This is a genomic window from Streptomyces sp. NPDC002889, assembly GCF_042888425.1.
Lineage (GTDB): Bacteria > Actinomycetota > Actinomycetes > Streptomycetales > Streptomycetaceae > Streptomyces.
Genome location: NZ_JBIAPT010000006.1, coordinates 358,553 through 376,314, shown reverse-complemented (window position 1 = coordinate 376,314; position 17,762 = coordinate 358,553). Strand labels below are relative to the sequence as shown.

Genomic DNA, 17,762 nt, shown 5'->3' with positions numbered 1-17,762 from the left:
AGGGGGGACCCTGTGGGAGAGTAGGACGCCGCCGAACAATCATTGTGGGAAAGCCCCGCACCATCTGGTGCGGGGCTTTCCTGCGTTCAGGGTCAAATCCGGGAGACGGTACGTCACGAGCTCGGAGTGGTCACGGGGCTTCGCCCGCGTCGCGTGGTGTTGCCCTTCACCTTCTCGGGCCGGCCGACGTGGCAACTCAGGCGTCCGGACCAGGATGTGACGCCTGCTCGAAGTCGTCGTAGTGCCGATCCGGGCCGCGGACGAACGTGGCGGAGGAGACCAGGGTCTTCGCCGTGTCCAGGCCGTTATGTCCATCGCTGACCGGGCTGTCGCGGCCGGAGTTTCCGGAAGTTGCACGGGGCCACAAGGGGCGTATCCGCATGGGCAGATGGTGGCAGGAGGGAAGCGGTGGTCCAGAGAATGGATGGTTCGGAGTACACGTGGGTTCGGGGTATGATCTAGTCCGTTGCCGCGCGGGAGACCGCGGGAGGGCAACTGGCCCCTATAGCTCAGTCGGTAGAGCGTCTCCATGGTAAGGAGAAGGTCAACGGTTCGATTCCGTTTGGGGGCTCGCGTATGAGGAAGGCCCCCCGCCGAGTGGCGGGGGGCCTTCCTCGTTTCACTGCTTGTGGGGCTCCGGGACGCGCATCGCCAGGATGGCCATGTCGTCCGAGGCCGGCTCGGCCGCGAAGCGTTCGACCGCGCGCAGGACGCGTGCGGCGACCGCGCCCGCCGTCAGGCCCGTGCAGGTGGTGAGGAGCTCGCTCAGGCCGTCGTCGCCCAGCATGCGGGTGCCCTCACGGCGTTCGGTGACACCGTCAGTGACACACAGAAGGACGTCGCCCGGGTCGAGGGTGATGATCTGCTCGTAGAGCTCCAGGTCGTCCATGACGCCGAGCAGCGGCTGCGGATCCGCCGCGGGCTCGACCGTGCCGTCCTGGCGCAGGCGCAGGGGGAGCGGATGTCCGGCGCAGACGACCTTGAGGACAGCGCTGCCGTCCTCCTGGGGCCACAACTCGCCGTAGAGAAGCGTGAGGAAGCGGCTGCGGGAACCTTCGTCGAGGATCGCCGCGTTGAGCCGTTCCAGGACCGCCGGGCCACCGAAGCCCTCGCGGGCGAGCAGACGAAGGGCGTGCCGGGCCAGGCCCGTGACGGCCGCGGCCTCAGGTCCCGTACCGCAGACGTCACCGATGGCGAAGCCGTAGGCGCCGTCTTGGATGGGGAAGAGGTCGTAGAAGTCGCCGCCGACCTCGTTGCCTTCGCCGGCCGCGCGATAGATGACGTCGACCTCGACGCCGGGGATCTGGGGGAGCCCCGGTGGCAGCAGGCTTCGCTGCAGTGACTGGCTGATGGCCATGCGCTCGGAGTACAGACGGGCGTTGTCGAGGGCGAGTGCGGCCCGCCGGGAGAGGTCTTCGGCCAGTTCCAGGATTTCCTGGCGGAAGTGGTCGTCGGAGGGCTTGCCGAGCGTCAGCATGCCGATGACTCGGTTGCGGGCGACGAGAGGAAGGACGACGGTCTCGCCGCCGACCGCCGCGGAGGTGGCCAGCGTGGCACCGATGCCGGAGGAGACCGGTGGGGTCGAACCGAGACCCAGCTCGCGCTTGGAGGCCAGCAGTGCGGCACGCTGGGCGGCCTCCGCGGGCGCCGCCCACACGCGGGCACCCGGTGTGGGCACCGGGTCCGGCGGGTCGATCTTGGACAGCAACGCCTTGAGCCCGTCGATACGTTCCTCGTCCTCGTGGAGCACATAGCTGAGATACGGCTCCGAGGCCTGGTCGGCGATCGTGTAGACGGCGCACCACGTGGCCAGCGTCGGAACGGTCATCTGGGCCATCAGCGCCAGGGTCTGGTCCCGGTCGAGCGTGCCGGCCAGCAGGTCCGAGGCTTCGACGAGGAACGACAGCGAGCCGCGGCGAAGCCGCTCGAGTTCTCCGAGGCGCGCCGACTCGACGGCCAGCGCGATGCGGTCCGCGGCGAACTGGAGGCGCAGCGCCTCCTCGTTGGAGTAGCGGCCGGCCGATTCCGCGGCGACCCCGAGTGAGCCGGTGAGCCGGCCCTCCACCTTGAGAGGGACGGTGACCACGGAGCGCATGCCGGTGGAGTTGAGCAGGGGGACCGCTCCCGGGACGGCCATCAGGTCCTCGTGCACCGCGGGCATCCGGGCGGAACCGTACCGACCCGTGCCTGCTTCGACCTGGACGCGCGCGAAGCGCTGGCGCGCCGACGGCAGCCCGGTCGTGGCCCGTACCTCCAGCTCGGTCTCGTCGTCGGTGGCGAGCAGCAGGAAGGCGGCGTCGCCGTCGAGCATGTCACGGGCCCGTTCGACCGTGCGCTGGAGGAGACCGTCGAGGTCGTCGGGTGCCGGGGAACCGATGAACACCTCGAACGGGTCCGCGCCGCCGCTCTCGGAGCCGGTGTCCGTAACGGGAACCCGCTGCGGGCTCTGCAGCACCGCGCGTTCGTCGTCGCGTACGAGCAGGCAGACCGTCGACGGTTCGCCGTTCGCGTCGCGTACCCGAAGGTGTGACGCGTAAACCGGCACCACGCGGCCGTCGGTGCCACGGATCCCGTAACTGCCTTCCCAGCGGGACAGCCGCAGGGCCTCGGCGATGCCCGTGCCGATGCCCGGGGTGTGCGGCCAGGCGGCGAAGTCGGTGAGCGGTTTGCCGATGACCTGGTCGGCCGCATAGCCGAAGAGGTGCGCGGCGTCCTCGTTCCAGACGGTGATGCTGCCGGTGCGGTCGATCTGGGTGACGGCGACGCGTACCCGCTCGTCGGTGACCGGGAGCAGAGCGGTGGGCAGCACGGGACCGGCGGAGCGGGCGCCCACCGGGCGCTGGGGCAGATCGAGTTGGAACCACACCTGCTTGTAGGTGGGCGTGTACTCGACACCCCATCGGGAGGCCAGCGCCGCGCAGAGCAGCAGCCCTCGGCCGTTCTCACGGTCGGGGCTGACGTAGGTCCGGCCGCCGCCTTGGAGAGGAATCTCACGCTCCGGATAGCGGTCGGCAACCTCGACCCGTACGCCGTCCTCGGCGCGCAGACACAGGACATCGGCCGCTGTGCCGGCGTGAACCACCGCGTTGGTCACGAGCTCGCTGGTGAGTACCACCGCGTCGTCCACGACGTCGGCGTACCCCCAGCCCTGGAGGGTGTCGCGGACGAAGGCCCGTGCGGTCGCGACCGACCGCCCGACAGGGTCGAAACTGGCAGCCGCCCGCGCGGTGATCACTGAACTCCTCGTAGGCGTTTCGACGCCCGGCTCTGCCATGATCGGCCTGACCCTCCCGGTGCCCGGTGATAGAACGCACCCATGCCGCCCCCGCCGGGCGGACCGGGACGGTTGGACAGCCGGATGCCAGGTTACTTACCTTCACTGTCCGAGAGGATGCCGGACGTCACTGTTTCCGCCCACCTTGGGTGGGGACGCTATGCGAAGCTGCCGAACTGTTATGGCCTGGTTCCGGCATGGTGAAACACTGGGCAAGCTTCCTGAGACAGCCCAGGCAGTACGGTCAACCCCTGCGGGAGGGACACGGTGGAGTCTGGCGTGGCAGCGCGTGGCACGAGTACGCGCCCGAAAGGCGGACGGTCCCGGAACAATGGGACGACCGAAGTGGATACGGCGGCCCTGAACCGGTTGCTGGCGGCCTTGGTCTCGATGCGGGACGGCAACTTCCGCCGTCGTCTGACCGTGTCGGACGACGGGGTGATGGCCGATATCGCGGCCGTCTTCAACGAGGTTGCCGACCGTAACCTCCACCTGACGGGTGAGCTTGCGCGCGTACGCAGGATGGTCGGACGCGAGGGGAAGCTGACCGAGCGGCTGGAGACAGGGGCCTGCGAGGGCTCCTGGGCGGCCGCCATCGATGCGTCGAACGCGCTGGTCGACGATCTGGCGAGGCCGGTGTCCGAGGTCGGCCGGGTGCTCTCGGCGGTGGCCGAGGGTGATCTGGAGCAGCGCATGGAGCTGCGTTCCCACGCCGAGGACGGTGCCGACGCCTCGGCACGGCCGCTGCGCGGTGAGTTCCTGAAGGTCGCGCGCACGGTCAACAATCTGGTCGACCAGCTGTCGGCGTTCACCGACGAGGTGACGCGGGTCGCACTGGAAGTGGGCACCGAGGGCAAGCTCGGCGGCCAGGCCCAAGTGCGAGGTATGTCCGGTTCGTGGAAGGATCTCACGGATTCGGTCAACACCATGGCGTACCGGCTGACGGCGCAGGTGCGGGACATCGCGCTGGTGACGACGGCCGTGGCCAAGGGTGATCTGTCGCGGAAGGTCACCGTCCATGTGGCCGGCGAGATGCTTCAGCTGAAGAACACCGTCAACACGATGGTGGACCAGCTGTCCTCGTTCTCCTCGGAGGTCACCCGGGTGGCCCGCGAGGTCGGCACGGAGGGCGAGCTCGGGGGCCAGGCGACTGTGCCGGGTGTGGCGGGGGTGTGGAAGGACCTCACCGATTCGGTGAACACCATGGCCGGCAACCTGACTTCACAGGTGCGCGGTATCGCCGAGGTGACGACGGCCGTGGCCAACGGCGATCTGTCGCAGAAGGTCACGGTGAGCGCGCGCGGCGAGGTGGCCCAGCTCGCCGAGACCATCAACCAGATGACGGAGACGCTGCGGACGTTCGCGGACGAGGTCACCCGGGTCGCCAGCGAGGTCGGTGCGGAGGGCCTGCTCGGCGGTCAGGCGCAGGTGCCTGGCGCGGCGGGTACGTGGAAGGACCTCACCGATTCGGTGAACACGGTCTTCCGAAATCTGACCACCCAGGTGCGGGACATCGCGACGGTGACGACGGCGGTCGCGAGCGGTGATCTGTCGCAGAAGGTCACCGTCGACGTGGCCGGCGAGATGCTCGAGTTGAAGAACACCGTCAACACGATGGTGGACCAGCTGCAGTCCTTCGGTTCCGAGGTGACGCGGGTCGCGCGTGAGGTCGGCGTGGAGGGGCGCCTCGGCGGTCAGGCGGAGGTACCGGGTGCGGCGGGTACGTGGAAGGACCTCACCGATTCGGTGAACACCGCGTTCCGCAACCTCACCGGACAGGTGCGGGACATCGCCCAGGTGACGACAGCGGTCGCCAACGGTGATCTGTCGCAGAAGGTCACGGTCGATGTCGCGGGCGAGATGCTCGAGTTGAAGAACACCGTCAACACGATGGTGGCGCAGCTGTCGTCGTTCGCCGACCAGGTCACGCGCATGGCGAGGGACGTCGGTACGGAGGGCCGGCTCGGCGGCCAGGCACGCGTCGACGGCGTCAGCGGTACGTGGAAGGAGCTGACGGACTCCGTCAACTTCATGGCGGGGAACCTGACCTCGCAGGTCCGCCAGATCGCCCAGGTGACCACGGCGGTGGCCCGCGGCGATCTGTCGCAGAAGATCGACGTGGATGCGCGCGGCGAGATCCTGGAGCTGAAGAACACCATCAACACGATGGTCGACCAGCTCTCGGCGTTCGCCGAGCAGGTGACCCGGGTGGCGCGGGACGTGGGCACGGAGGGCCGGCTCGGCGGCCAGGCCCAGGTGCCGGGCGTCGCCGGTGTGTGGCGCGATCTGACCGACTCCGTGAACGGCATGGCCGAGAACCTCACCGGCCAGGTCCGTAACATCGCGCAGGTCGCCACCGCCGTGGCCCGTGGTGATCTGTCGCAGAAGATCGACGTGGATGCGCGCGGCGAGATCCTGGAGCTGAAGAACACCCTCAACACGATGGTCGACCAGCTCTCGAACTTCGCGGAGCAGGTGACCCGGGTGGCCCGCGAGGTGGGCACCGAGGGCATCCTCGGCGGTCAGGCCGAGGTCCAGGGTGTCTCCGGCACCTGGAAGGACCTCACACAGTCGGTGAACTTCATGGCGAACAACCTGACGTCCCAGGTGCGCAACATCGCCGAAGTGACGACGGCGGTCGCCAAGGGCGATCTGTCGAAGAAGATCACCGTCGATGCCAAGGGCGAGATCCTCGAGCTGGTGACGACGGTCAACACGATGGTCGACCAGCTGTCGGACTTCGCCGACGAGGTGACCAGGGTCGCTCGTGAGGTGGGTACGGAAGGTGTGCTGGGCGGCCAGGCGCGGGTGCGCGGGGTCACCGGCATCTGGAAGGACCTCAGCGACAACGTCAACCTGATGGCCAACAACCTGACCAACCAGGTGCGCAACATCGCCCGGGTCTCGGCGGCCGTCGCCAACGGCGATCTGACCAAGAAGGTGACGGTCGAGGCGCGCGGCGAGGTCGCGGAGCTCGCCGAGACCGTCAACACGATGGTGACGACACTGTCGTCGTTCGCCGACGAGGTGACCCGCGTGGCCCGCGAGGTGGGGACCGAGGGCGAGCTGGGCGGCCAGGCGCATGTGCCGGGCGTCTCCGGAACCTGGAAGGACCTCACCGAGTCCGTGAACTCGATGGCGTCCAACCTGACCGGGCAGGTGCGCCAGATCGCCACGGTCACGACCGCCATCGCCAAGGGTGATCTCACGCGGAAGATCGACATCGATGCGCGCGGCGAGATCCTGGAGCTGAAGACCACCATCAACACGATGGTCGACCAGCTGTCGTCGTTCGCCGAAGAGGTCACCAGGGTGGCCCGCGAGGTGGGCACGGACGGCCAGCTGGGCGGTCAGGCACGGGTGCGGGACGTCGACGGCACCTGGCGCGATCTCACCGAGTCGGTGAACGAGATGGCCGGGAACCTCACCCGTCAGGTGCGCGCCATCGCGGCCGTCGCCACCGCGGTGACCCGCGGGGATCTCAACCTCAAGATCGATGTGGATGCCGCGGGCGAGATCCAGGTCCTGCAGGACAACATCAACACGATGATCGCGAACCTTCGCGACACGACGCTGGCCAACGAGGAACAGGACTGGCTCAAGGGCAACCTGGCGCGTATCTCGGGGCTGATGCAGGGCCGGCGCGATCTCGACGACGTCGCCTCGCTGATCATGAGCGAGCTGACGCCCGTCGTCTCGGCACAGCACGGCGCGTTCTTCCTGGCGCTGGCGACCGGCAACGGCTCGGATGTGTCGGGCTCCGGGGAGCTGTCGTACGAACTGTGCATGCGCGGCAGTTACGGGTACTCCGCCGGTCTGATGCCGACGTCGTTCCGGCCGGGGGAGACGCTGATCGGCACGGCGGCGGAGGAGAAGCGGACCATCCAGGTCAATGTGCCGCCGGGCTATCTCAAGATCTCCTCGGGACTCGGCGAGGCCTCGCCGGCGTATGTGATCGTGCTGCCGGTGCTGTTCGAGGGGAAGGTCCTCGGGGTGATCGAGCTGGCGTCGTTCCAGCCGTTCACGCAGATCCAGCGGGACTTCTTGAACCAGATCGCCGAGATGATCGCCACGAGCGTCAACACCATCAGCGTCAACACCAAGACCGAGGTGCTGCTCAAGCAGTCGCAGGAGCTGACCGAGCAGCTGCGTGAACGTTCGGCGGAGCTGGAGAACCGGCAGAAGGCGCTGCAGGCGTCCAACGCCGAGCTGGAGGAGAAGGCGGAACTGCTGGCGCAGCAGAACCGCGACATCGAGGTGAAGAACACCGAGATCGAAGAGGCCAGGCAGGTGTTGGAGGAGCGGGCCGAGCAGCTTGCCGTCTCCATGCGCTACAAGTCGGAGTTCCTGGCGAACATGTCGCACGAGCTGCGTACGCCGCTGAACTCGCTGCTCATCCTGGCGAAGCTGCTCGCGGACAACGCGGAGGGCAATCTCTCGCCGAAGCAGGTGGAGTTCGCCGAGACGATCCATGGCGCCGGGTCCGATCTGCTGCAGCTGATCAACGACATCCTCGATCTGTCGAAGGTCGAGGCGGGCAAGATGGACGTGAGCCCGACCCGTATCGCCCTGGTTCAGCTCGTCGACTATGTGGAGGCGACGTTCCGGCCGCTCACGGCGGAGAAGGGGCTCGACTTCTCGGTGCGGGTCTCGCCGGAGCTGCCGGCGACGCTGCACACCGACGAGCAGCGGCTGCTGCAGGTGCTGCGCAATCTGCTGTCCAACGCGGTCAAGTTCACCGACAGCGGCGCGGTCGAGCTGGTGATCCGGCCGGCGGGCGCCGATGTACCCCAGTCCATCCGTGAGCAGCTGCTGGAGGCCGGGTCGCTGCGCGACGCCGACGCCGATCTGATCGCCTTCTCGGTGACCGACACGGGTATCGGGATCGCGGCGGGCAAGATGCGGGTGATCTTCGAGGCGTTCAAGCAGGCCGACGGGACGACCAGCCGGAAGTACGGCGGTACGGGACTGGGCCTGTCGATCAGCCGGGAGATCGCCCGGCTGCTGGGCGGCGAGATCCATGCGGCGAGCGAGCCGGGCCGTGGCTCGACGTTCACGCTGTATCTGCCGCTGCAGCCGAGCGAACTGCCGCCGCAGGGCTACCCGCAGCTCGAGCCGGGGGCCGCGGACGCGCAGGGCGGCGGGAGCGGGGCGCAGGACGGCGGAGTGCCGATGCAGTCGATGTCGTCCGGGTCCGCGAACCATGCGGGTCCTGCCGCGCTGTTCCGGCGTCGGCGCAAGGCTCTGGGGGCCGTTGGGCAGAACAACGCGCTGCCGGGCCGGGTGGGCGCGTCGGGGGCGCCTCAGGAGCCGTGGGCCGAGGCTGTCGCCGCTGAGGAGGTGCCTGAGCCGCGGCGGGTGTTCGCCTTCGACGGTGAGAAGGTGCTGATCGTCGACGACGACATCCGCAATGTCTTCGCGCTCACCAGCGTGCTGGAGCAGCACGGTCTTTCGGTGCTGTACGCGGAGAACGGCCGCGAGGGCATCGAAGTCCTGGAGCAGCATGATGATGTGACGGTCGTACTGATGGACATCATGATGCCGGAGATGGACGGCTATGCGACGACGACGGCGATCCGCAGGATGCCGCAGTTCGCGGGCCTGCCGATCATCGCGCTCACCGCGAAGGCGATGAAGGGCGACCGGGAGAAGGCCATCGAATCGGGCGCTTCCGACTATGTCACCAAGCCGGTCGATCCTGACCATCTGCTCGCGGTGATGGAGCAGTGGATGAGCGAGGAGTGACCGACTGGCGGGCGATTCCCGATGAGTTGCTGACTGAGTGTGGCCGAAGGAGTGTGAGACGGCTGCATCCGGGGAACCTTCTGGTCTCCTGCAGCGTTTCTGCTATGTGCACAGTGACATCGCGGTGACAGGGTGTGGCGACGGGCGGGGTGCGGCTACCATGACCGGCACAAGGACGGGCGGCGCAAGGGAGTCGTCCCCTGGGGCGGCGCCCGGTGCGTCCTCCAGCTCTCTGAGCTGGGGAGACCCCAAGCCGGGGCGAGGAGGACGGGGCATGGTGCAGAAGGCCAAGATCCTCCTGGTCGATGACCGGCCGGAGAATCTGCTCGCGCTGGAGGCCATCCTCTCTGCGCTCGATCAGACACTGGTGCGGGCATCGTCAGGGGAGGAAGCGCTCAAGGCGCTGCTGACGGATGACTTCGCGGTCATCCTGCTGGACGTCCAGATGCCGGGAATGGATGGATTCGAGACCGCCGCCCATATCAAGCGCCGCGAGCGGACCCGGGACATCCCGATCATTTTTCTCACCGCCATCAACCACGGGCCGCATCACACCTTCCGTGGCTACGCGGCGGGGGCCGTCGACTACATCTCCAAGCCGTTCGATCCCTGGGTGCTGCGCGCCAAGGTCTCGGTGTTCGTCGAGCTGTACATGAAGAACTGCCAGCTGCGCGAGCAGGCGGCGCTGCTGCGCCTCCAGCTGGAGGGCGGCGGCCAGGCGGGTGCGGGCGACAGCAGGGAGCCGGCCGGACTCCTCGCCGAACTCTCCGCTCGCCTCGCGGCAGTTGAGGAGCAGGCCGAGGCGCTCTCCAAGCAGCTCGACGACGACTCCGCGGACGCCGCGGCCGTGGCCACGGCCGCGCACCTCGAGCGCAAACTCACCGGACTGCGCCGCGCGCTGGACGCGCTGGAGCCCGGCACCGGCGGCGGCACGCCGAGGCTCCCCTCGCAGAGTTGACCGGGACCGAGCGCCCGACCGGCCTTTGAGGGAGCGTCAGTTCACTGCCCCGACCGGGGCGACACGAACGGGTGAAGCAGTAGGCACACGTGTCCACTGCCGTCGACACCGGTAACCTCACCACCATGGCCTCACGTACGTCCGGCAAGGGTTCCCAGGGCACGGCGGGCACCGCAAAGCCGCGCGCCGGCCGTACAACCGGCGCCGCGAAGCAAGCGGCGCCCGCCAAGAAGTCCGCCGCGAAGAAGACCGCGCCTGCCAAGAAGGCACCCGCCAGGAGAGCCGCCGCGAAGCGAGCGGCCGCACCGAAGCCCGCGCCGTCCCCCACGGGGGGCGTGTACCGTCTGGCGCGCGCCCTGTGGCTCGGCATCGCGCACGCGATCGGCGCGATGTTCCGCGGTATAGGGCGCGGTGCCAAGGGACTGGACCCCGCGCACCGCAAGGACGGTCTGGCACTGCTCCTGCTCGCACTGGCGCTCGTCGTCGCGGCCGGCACGTGGTCCAACCTGCGCGGCCCCGTGGGCGATCTCGTCGAGATGCTGGTGACCGGCGCCTTCGGCCGGCTCGACCTGCTCGTACCGATACTGCTGGCCGCGATCGCCGTCCGGCTGATCCTGTATCCCGAGAAGCCCGAGGCCAACGGTCGCATCGTGATCGGACTGTCCGCGCTCGTCATCGGCGTGCTCGGTCAGGTCCACATGGCCTGCGGCTCCCCCGGCCGGGGCGAGGGCACCGACGCCATGCAGGACGCGGGCGGCCTCATCGGCTGGGCCGCCTCCAAGCCGCTGATCTTCATCGTGGGCGAGGTGCTTGCCGTACCGCTGCTCGTGCTGCTCACGATCTTCGGACTGCTCGTCGTCACCGCCACCCCCGTCAATGCCATCCCCCAGCGGCTGCGGCTGCTCGGCTCCAGACTCGGCCTCGTCGCCCCGGCGTACGAGCCCGGCGCGGACGACGAGGCGACCGGTGACGAGGAGCGGTACGACGAGCAGTGGCGCGGGGCGATCCCCGCCCGCAGGCGTTCCTCCGCGCGCCGTGGCGGGAGCACCGACGACTACGACGCCGACCCTGCAGAGCAAGAGGCGCTTTCCAAGCGCCGGCGACCGCGCAGGCCCTCCGTACAGCCCGCCATGGGGCGGGAGATGGACGCCGTGGACGTGGCGGCCGCCGCGGCGGCCGCGCTCGACGGCGCCGTACTCAACGGCATGCCGCCCTCCCCGCTCGTCGCCGACCTCACCCGCGACGTCACAGCGGACCGGCAGCGCGCCGCATCCCCGGTGCCCTCCGCACGCGAGCCCGAGGAGCCCGCGCCGGATCAGAAGGCGTCCGTGCCGGATCTGACCCGGCCGGCACCCGATCCGTCCCGGTCCCAGCCCCTGCCGCCGCGCGCCGAGCAGCTGCAGCTGTCCGGTGACATCACCTACTCGCTGCCCGCGCTCGATCTGTTGGAGCGTGGCGGCCCCGGCAAGACCCGCAGCGCCGCCAACGACGCGATCGTCGCCTCGCTGACGAACGTCTTCGCGGAGTTCAAGGTCGACGCCGCCGTCACCGGCTTCACCCGCGGCCCCACCGTCACGCGGTACGAGGTGGAGCTGGGCCCGGCCGTGAAGGTCGAGCGGATCACGGCGCTGACCAAGAACATCGCGTACGCGGTGGCCAGCCCGGACGTACGGATCATCTCGCCGATCCCCGGCAAGTCGGCAGTGGGTATCGAGATCCCCAACACCGACCGGGAGATGGTCAACCTCGGCGATGTGCTGCGCCTCGCGGACGCCGCGGGCGACGATCATCCTATGCTCGTGGCGCTCGGCAAGGACGTCGAGGGCGGCTATGTGATGGCGAACCTCGCGAAGATGCCGCACGTCCTGGTCGCGGGCGCGACCGGGTCCGGTAAGTCGTCCTGCATCAACTGCCTGATCACTTCGGTCATGATAAGAGCGACCCCGGAGGACGTCCGGATGGTGCTCGTCGACCCCAAGCGGGTCGAGCTCACCGCCTACGAGGGAATCCCGCACCTGATCACGCCGATCATCACCAACCCCAAGCGGGCCGCCGAGGCCCTCCAATGGGTCGTGCGCGAAATGGATCTGCGCTACGACGACCTGGCCGCCTTCGGCTACCGGCACATCGACGACTTCAACCAGGCTGTGCGCAGCGGCAAGGCCAAAGCGCCGGAGGGCAGCGAGCGGGATCTGCAGCCGTACCCGTATCTGCTGGTCATCGTGGACGAGCTCGCGGATCTGATGATGGTCGCGCCGCGTGATGTCGAGGATGCCATCGTCCGGATCACCCAGTTGGCGCGAGCGGCCGGCATCCATCTGGTGCTGGCCACCCAGCGGCCGTCCGTGGATGTCGTCACCGGTCTGATCAAGGCGAATGTGCCCTCACGGCTCGCCTTCGCCACCTCCTCGCTCGCCGACAGCCGGGTCATCCTGGACCAGCCGGGCGCGGAGAAGCTGATCGGCAAGGGCGACGGGCTCTTCCTCCCGATGGGTGCCAGCAAGCCCACCCGTATGCAGGGCGCGTTCGTCACGGAGGCAGAAGTCGCCGCGGTCGTGCAGCACTGCAAGGATCAGATGGCCCCCGTCTTCCGCGACGACGTCGTGGTCGGCACCAAGCAGAAGAAGGAGATCGACGAGGACATCGGCGACGATCTGGATCTGCTCTGCCAGGCCGCCGAGCTCGTCGTCTCCACCCAGTTCGGCTCGACGTCGATGCTCCAACGCAAGTTGCGGGTGGGCTTCGCGAAGGCCGGCCGGCTGATGGATCTCATGGAGTCGCGCAACATCGTGGGGCCCAGCGAGGGCTCCAAGGCGCGCGACGTCCTGGTGAAACCGGACGAATTGGATGGAGTGCTTGCGGTGATCCGGGGGGAGTCTCATTCGTGAGGGTTCGACGAGCAACCGTTTCCCTTGGTCGTACGTCAAGTTGGAGGGAGGGACAGAGCTGATGTCCCGAGCCTCGGAATGCCCGGCCATTCCGATGGCGTAAAGACTCCTACCGCCCGGTTGCCCCACCCTTTCGTACCACCCATAGACTGAACCTCCAGCAGGTGGTTACACGCTCGAAAGGCGCCCCCGTGTCCATCGGCAACTCCCCCGAAGACGACCGGCCTTCAGTCGAAGACGACCGGCCTTCGATCGGTCACGCGCTGCAGCAGGCGCGTATCGACGCAGGTCTCACCGTTGACGAGGTCAGTGCCTCCACCCGGGTGCGCGTCCCCATCGTGCACGGGATCGAGGAGGACGACTTCACCCGCTGCGGCGGCGATGTGTACGCCCGCGGCCATATCCGTACGCTCGCTCGCGCCGTCGGGCTCGATCCCGATCCCCTGGTCTCCCAGTACGACGCGGAGCACGGCGGACGGCCCTCGCCCACGCCCGCGGCGCCGCTCTTCGAGGCCGAACGGATCCGCGCCGAGCCCCGCCGCCCGAACTGGACCGCGGCCATGGTCGCCGCGATCGTCGCCGTGGTCGGCTTCGCCGGATTCACGCTCTTCAACGGCGGCGGCGACAGTGGCCAGGACACCCAGGTCGCCGAGGGGTCCGCGCCCGAGAAGACAAGCCCCCCGAAGGCGCCGCCGAGCAAGCCCGCCGATCCCAAGCCCGACCCGTCGGACAGCGCCATCGCGGCTGTTCCGTCGGACAAGGTGACGGTGAAGCTCTCGGCCGTCAACGACAAGAGCTGGATCTCCGCCAGGTCGCACAACGGCAAGCTGCTCTTCGACGGCACGCTGGCGAAGGGCGAGAGCAAGACCTTCCAGGACGACGAGCGCGTCGATCTGATCCTCGGTAACGCAGGTGCGATCGAGCTGTACGTGAACGGCAAGAAGGTCGAGGCCGAGTTCGAAATGGGTGGCGTCGAGCGGCTTTCGTACACCAAGGGCGACCCCGAGGTGGGCTAGCGCCCGGTACGTAAATCCGCCGGGGCGACGGTAGGAGGGGGCGCAGAACCCTCGCGGCAAGGGCGTCGGTCAGGACAAAGTAGTCTTGAGTCCATGCCCGAACGCCGTACCGTCGCCCTTGTCACTCTTGGCTGCGCCCGTAACGAGGTGGACTCGGAGGAACTCGCAGGCCGCTTGGCAGCGGACGGCTGGGAGCTCGTCGAGGACGCCTCCGACGCAGATGTCGCCGTCGTCAACACCTGCGGATTCGTCGAGGCCGCCAAGAAGGACTCCGTCGACGCCCTGCTCGAAGCCAACGATCTCAAGGACCACGGCCGGACCCAGGCCGTGGTGGCCGTCGGCTGCATGGCCGAGCGATACGGCAAGGAGCTCGCGGATGCGCTGCCCGAGGCCGACGGTGTGCTCGGCTTCGACGACTACGCCGACATCTCCGACCGGCTGCAGACCATCCTGAGCGGTGGTACCCACGCGTCGCACACCCCGCGCGACCGGCGCAAGCTGCTGCCGCTGAGCCCCGTCGAGCGGCAGCAGGCGACCGAGGTGGCCCTGCCCGGCCACGGAGATGTCGCCCCGGCACCCGAGGACCTGCCGGAGGGCGTCGCCCCGGTGTCCGGTCCGCGCGCGCCGCTGCGACGCCGCCTCGGCACCAGCCCCGTGGCGTCGGTGAAGCTCGCCTCCGGCTGCGACCGGCGCTGCTCCTTCTGCGCCATCCCCTCCTTCCGTGGCTCCTTCATCTCACGGCGGCCCAGCGATGTGCTGGGCGAGACCCGCTGGCTGGCCGAGCAGGGCGTCAAGGAGGTCATGCTGGTCTCCGAGAACAACACCTCGTACGGCAAGGACCTCGGCGACATCCGGCTCCTGGAGACCCTGCTGCCCGATCTGGCGGCGGTCGACGGCATCGAGCGGGTACGGGTCAGCTATCTGCAGCCCGCCGAGATGCGGCCCGGCCTGATCGACGTCCTCACCTCGACGCCGAAGGTCGCGCCGTACTTCGACCTGTCCTTCCAGCACTCGGCCCCCGGTGTGCTGCGCGCGATGCGGCGCTTCGGCGACACCGAGCGGTTCTGGGAGCTGCTGGAGACCATCCGTACCAAGGCCCCCGCGGCCGGCGTCAGGTCCAACTTCATCGTCGGCTTCCCCGGCGAGAGCGAGGCGGACTTCGCCGAGCTGGAGCGTTTCCTCGGCGCTGCCCGCCTGGATGCCATCGGCGTCTTCGGTTACTCCGACGAGGAGGGCACCGAGGCGGTCTCCTACGACGGCAAGCTGGACGCCGACGTCATCGCAGAGCGGCTCGCGCATCTGTCCAGACTGGCGGAGGAGCTCACCGCGCAGCGTGCCGAGGAGCGCCTCGGCGAAAGCCTCGAGGTGCTCGTCGAGTCCGTGGACGGCGAGGACGGCGCCGTGGGCCGCGCCGCACACCAGGCCCCCGAGACCGATGGCCAGGTCGTCTTCACCACTGCAGAGGGGCTTGTGCCCGGCCGTATGGTCATGGCGAAGGTCGTGGATACGCAGGGCGTCGACCTGGTGGCCCACTGTCTTGGCGAGGAGGCGGGCAGATGACCGGAGTGCCGGCATCCGCGGCGGGCGGGACCGGTAGGCCGGCGCCCGGCCGCAAGCTGGGCGCTGCGGCCGTCAATCAGGCCAGCCTGTGGAACATCGCCAACATCCTGACCATGCTGCGGCTGGTCCTGGTACCCGGCTTCGTGATGCTCATGCTGCAGGACGGCGGGTACGACCCGGTCTGGCGTGCCTGGGCCTGGGCCGCGTTCGCCGTCGCCATGATCACCGACATTTTCGACGGGCATCTGGCGCGCACGTACAACCTGGTCACGGACTTCGGGAAGATCGCCGACCCGATCGCCGACAAGGCGATCATGGCGGCGGGCCTGATCTGTCTGTCGGCGCTCGGTGATCTGCCGTGGTGGGTGACCGGAGTCATTCTCTTCCGCGAGCTCGGCATCACGCTGATGCGGTTCTGGGTGATCCGGCACGGAATCATTCCGGCCAGTCGCGGAGGCAAGATCAAGACCCTTGCGCAGGGCACGGCGGTCGGCATGTACGTCCTGGCGCTGACCGGCCCGCTGGCGACCCTGCGCTTTTGGGTGATGGCCGTGGCCGTCCTGCTGACGGTGGTCACCGGGCTCGACTATGTGCGACAGGCGATCGTACTGAGGCGCCGCGGCCTCGCCGAGGAGCGGGACGCGGCACCGGCGGATCAGGCCGGAGACCAGGCCGGGGAGGGCCCGGCCAGGTGAACACCGCGGCTCGGGTGCTCGCGCTGCTCGCGGAGCGTGGCGAGTCGCTGGCCGTCGCCGAGTCGCTCACAGGCGGTCTGGTGGCCGCCGAGCTGACGTCGGTACCCGGAGCCTCCCGGACCTTCCGCGGCTCCGTCACGGCCTACGACACCACTCTGAAGAGGGATGTTCTGAGGGTCGACGGGACCCTTCTGGAGCAGCAAGGGGCCGTGGATCCCGAGGTCGCGGGGCAGATGGCGGTCGGTGTGCGGGATGTGCTCGGTGCCGTTTGGGGCATCGCCACCACGGGTGTCGCAGGGCCCGAACCGCAGGACGGACAGCCGGTCGGGACGGTCTATGTGGCCGTCGCGGGGCCGGGCGGCCCGGCGAAAGTCGCCGCATTGCGGTTGAACGGGGACCGTGCGGAAATCCGTAGAGAGAGTGTACGGAGCGTGCTCGAGCTGCTCTGCGGAGAACTGGGCACGAATGCGCGGACACGCGATACGGAACAGAACGGGGGGACTTGATGTTTGCAGCCCTGAGTGAACACGACATCGCTCCCCGCACGGCCGCGGCGCGAGGCGGTACGGTGGGGCGTGAAGGATGCGGCTACGCGGTCCGAGGAGGGAGCCACCGATGATTCTGCTCCGTCGCCTGCTGGGTGACGTGCTGCGTCGGCAGCGCCAGCGCCAGGGCCGTACTCTGCGCGAAGTCTCCTCGTCCGCCCGAGTATCGCTCGGCTATCTCTCAGAGGTGGAGCGGGGTCAGAAGGAGGCATCTTCCGAGCTGCTCTCCGCGATCTGCGACGCGCTTGACGTACGGATGTCCGAGCTCATGCGTGAAGTGAGCGACGAGCTGTCGCTGGCCGAACTGGCCGAGTCGGCAGCCGCCAGCGAGCCGGTGCCTGCGCCAGTACGCCCGATGCTCAATTCCGTCTCCGTGACGTCGGTGGCAGGTGTGCCGACGGAGCGGGTGACGATCAAGGCGCCTGCGGAGGCGGTCGACGTCGTCGCCGCCTGATCCGCAAGAGCTCTGCCCGGCTTGGTTTGTCACTGGGCCCCGGTTGGTACCCGAGTGCCGATCGGGGCCTTCGGTTTTCCCCGAATGACCGTTCCGTGCACCTATGCAATGGTGGACGGTATCGGCAAACCGAGTGGAGGCGTGCATGTCTGTCGTGAAGAGCCCGCTGTCCGACGCGGACCTGAAGACCGTCGGCGGTGCCCTGCAGGGTGCCCTCGTGGATCTCGTGGATCTCGGCCTGGTGGCCAAGCAGGTCCACTGGAACGTGGTGGGCCCCCGTTTCCGGTCCGTGCACCTTCAGCTCGACGAGGTCGTGGCCACGGCGCGGCAGCACTCGGACATCGTGGCGGAGCGAGCCTCGGCGATCGGTGTGGCACCGGACGGACGGGCTGCGACCGTGGCGGCACAGAGCGCGATCGGCGCGGTGCCGGACGGATGGATCAAGGACGGGGACGCCGTGAAGACGCTGGTGGACGGGCTGGACGCGGTCATCGTGCGGATGCGGGAGCGCGTCACCGCGACCGCGGACCCGGATCCGGTGAGCCAGGACATTCTCATCGGGCTCACGGCGGATCTCGAGAAGCACGCCTGGATGTTCCAGGCGGAGAGCGCGTAGCAGGCAGGGCG

At 68.7% G+C, this 17,762-nt stretch carries 11 protein-coding genes and 1 tRNA gene; 10 read left to right on the top strand and 2 right to left on the bottom strand.

Annotated elements, in window-relative coordinates:
- Positions 1 to 196: 196 nt before the first annotated feature.
- Entirely contained in the window at positions 197 to 382 is a 186-nt protein-coding gene (locus tag ACFYWI_RS12000) for a hypothetical protein (protein WP_389229238.1), read from the bottom strand.
- Positions 383 to 498: 116 nt separating this feature from the next.
- On the opposite strand from ACFYWI_RS12000, the gene ACFYWI_RS11995 reads away from it, so the two are divergent.
- Positions 499 to 571, top strand: a tRNA-Thr gene (locus ACFYWI_RS11995).
- A gap of 48 nt (positions 572 to 619) precedes the next feature.
- Here the strand turns inward: ACFYWI_RS11995 and ACFYWI_RS11990 are convergent.
- The gene (locus ACFYWI_RS11990) at positions 620 to 3,274 is read right to left on the bottom strand and encodes a SpoIIE family protein phosphatase (protein WP_389229235.1); all 2,655 of its coding nucleotides are present in this window, start codon (positions 3,272 to 3,274) and stop codon (positions 620 to 622) included.
- A 267-nt stretch (positions 3,275 to 3,541) separates the two neighbouring features.
- On the opposite strand from ACFYWI_RS11990, the gene ACFYWI_RS11985 reads away from it, so the two are divergent.
- From ACFYWI_RS11985 to ACFYWI_RS11945, 9 genes are all read left to right on the top strand, one after another.
- Positions 3,542 to 9,019 (top strand): HAMP domain-containing protein, encoded by a 5,478-nt coding sequence (locus tag ACFYWI_RS11985; RefSeq protein ID WP_389229232.1) that lies wholly within the window; start codon positions 3,542 to 3,544, stop codon positions 9,017 to 9,019.
- A 274-nt stretch (positions 9,020 to 9,293) separates the two neighbouring features.
- Positions 9,294 to 9,977, top strand: a complete 684-nt coding sequence (locus tag ACFYWI_RS11980; RefSeq protein WP_389229229.1) for a two-component system response regulator — start codon at positions 9,294 to 9,296, stop codon at positions 9,975 to 9,977.
- Positions 9,978 to 10,102: 125 nt separating this feature from the next.
- Positions 10,103 to 12,865 (top strand): DNA translocase FtsK, encoded by a 2,763-nt coding sequence (locus tag ACFYWI_RS11975; protein ID WP_389229226.1) that lies wholly within the window; start codon positions 10,103 to 10,105, stop codon positions 12,863 to 12,865.
- 191 nt (positions 12,866 to 13,056) lie between these two features.
- Positions 13,057 to 13,881, top strand: a complete 825-nt coding sequence (locus ACFYWI_RS11970) for a helix-turn-helix domain-containing protein (RefSeq protein WP_389229224.1) — start codon at positions 13,057 to 13,059, stop codon at positions 13,879 to 13,881.
- Between the two features lie 93 nt (positions 13,882 to 13,974).
- Complete coding sequence (gene rimO, locus ACFYWI_RS11965; protein WP_389229221.1) at positions 13,975 to 15,441, top strand: 30S ribosomal protein S12 methylthiotransferase RimO; 1,467 nt, start codon at positions 13,975 to 13,977, stop codon at positions 15,439 to 15,441.
- On the top strand, positions 15,438 to 16,136 hold the full coding sequence (gene pgsA / locus ACFYWI_RS11960; protein ID WP_389229218.1) for a CDP-diacylglycerol--glycerol-3-phosphate 3-phosphatidyltransferase: 699 nt from the start codon (positions 15,438 to 15,440) through the stop codon (positions 16,134 to 16,136). The genes rimO and pgsA overlap by 4 nt, the downstream gene beginning before the upstream one ends.
- Complete coding sequence (locus ACFYWI_RS11955) at positions 16,133 to 16,642, top strand: CinA family protein (RefSeq protein WP_389229215.1); 510 nt, start codon at positions 16,133 to 16,135, stop codon at positions 16,640 to 16,642. The genes pgsA and ACFYWI_RS11955 overlap by 4 nt, the downstream gene beginning before the upstream one ends.
- A 109-nt stretch (positions 16,643 to 16,751) precedes the next feature.
- A complete protein-coding gene (locus ACFYWI_RS11950) occupies positions 16,752 to 17,135 on the top strand; it encodes a helix-turn-helix domain-containing protein (protein ID WP_019889909.1) in 384 nt (127 codons plus the stop codon).
- Between the two features lie 145 nt (positions 17,136 to 17,280).
- Positions 17,281 to 17,751: a Dps family protein gene (locus ACFYWI_RS11945; RefSeq protein ID WP_389229211.1), complete on the top strand. Its 471-nt coding sequence runs from the start codon at positions 17,281 to 17,283 to the stop codon at positions 17,749 to 17,751.
- Positions 17,752 to 17,762 lie beyond the last annotated feature (11 nt).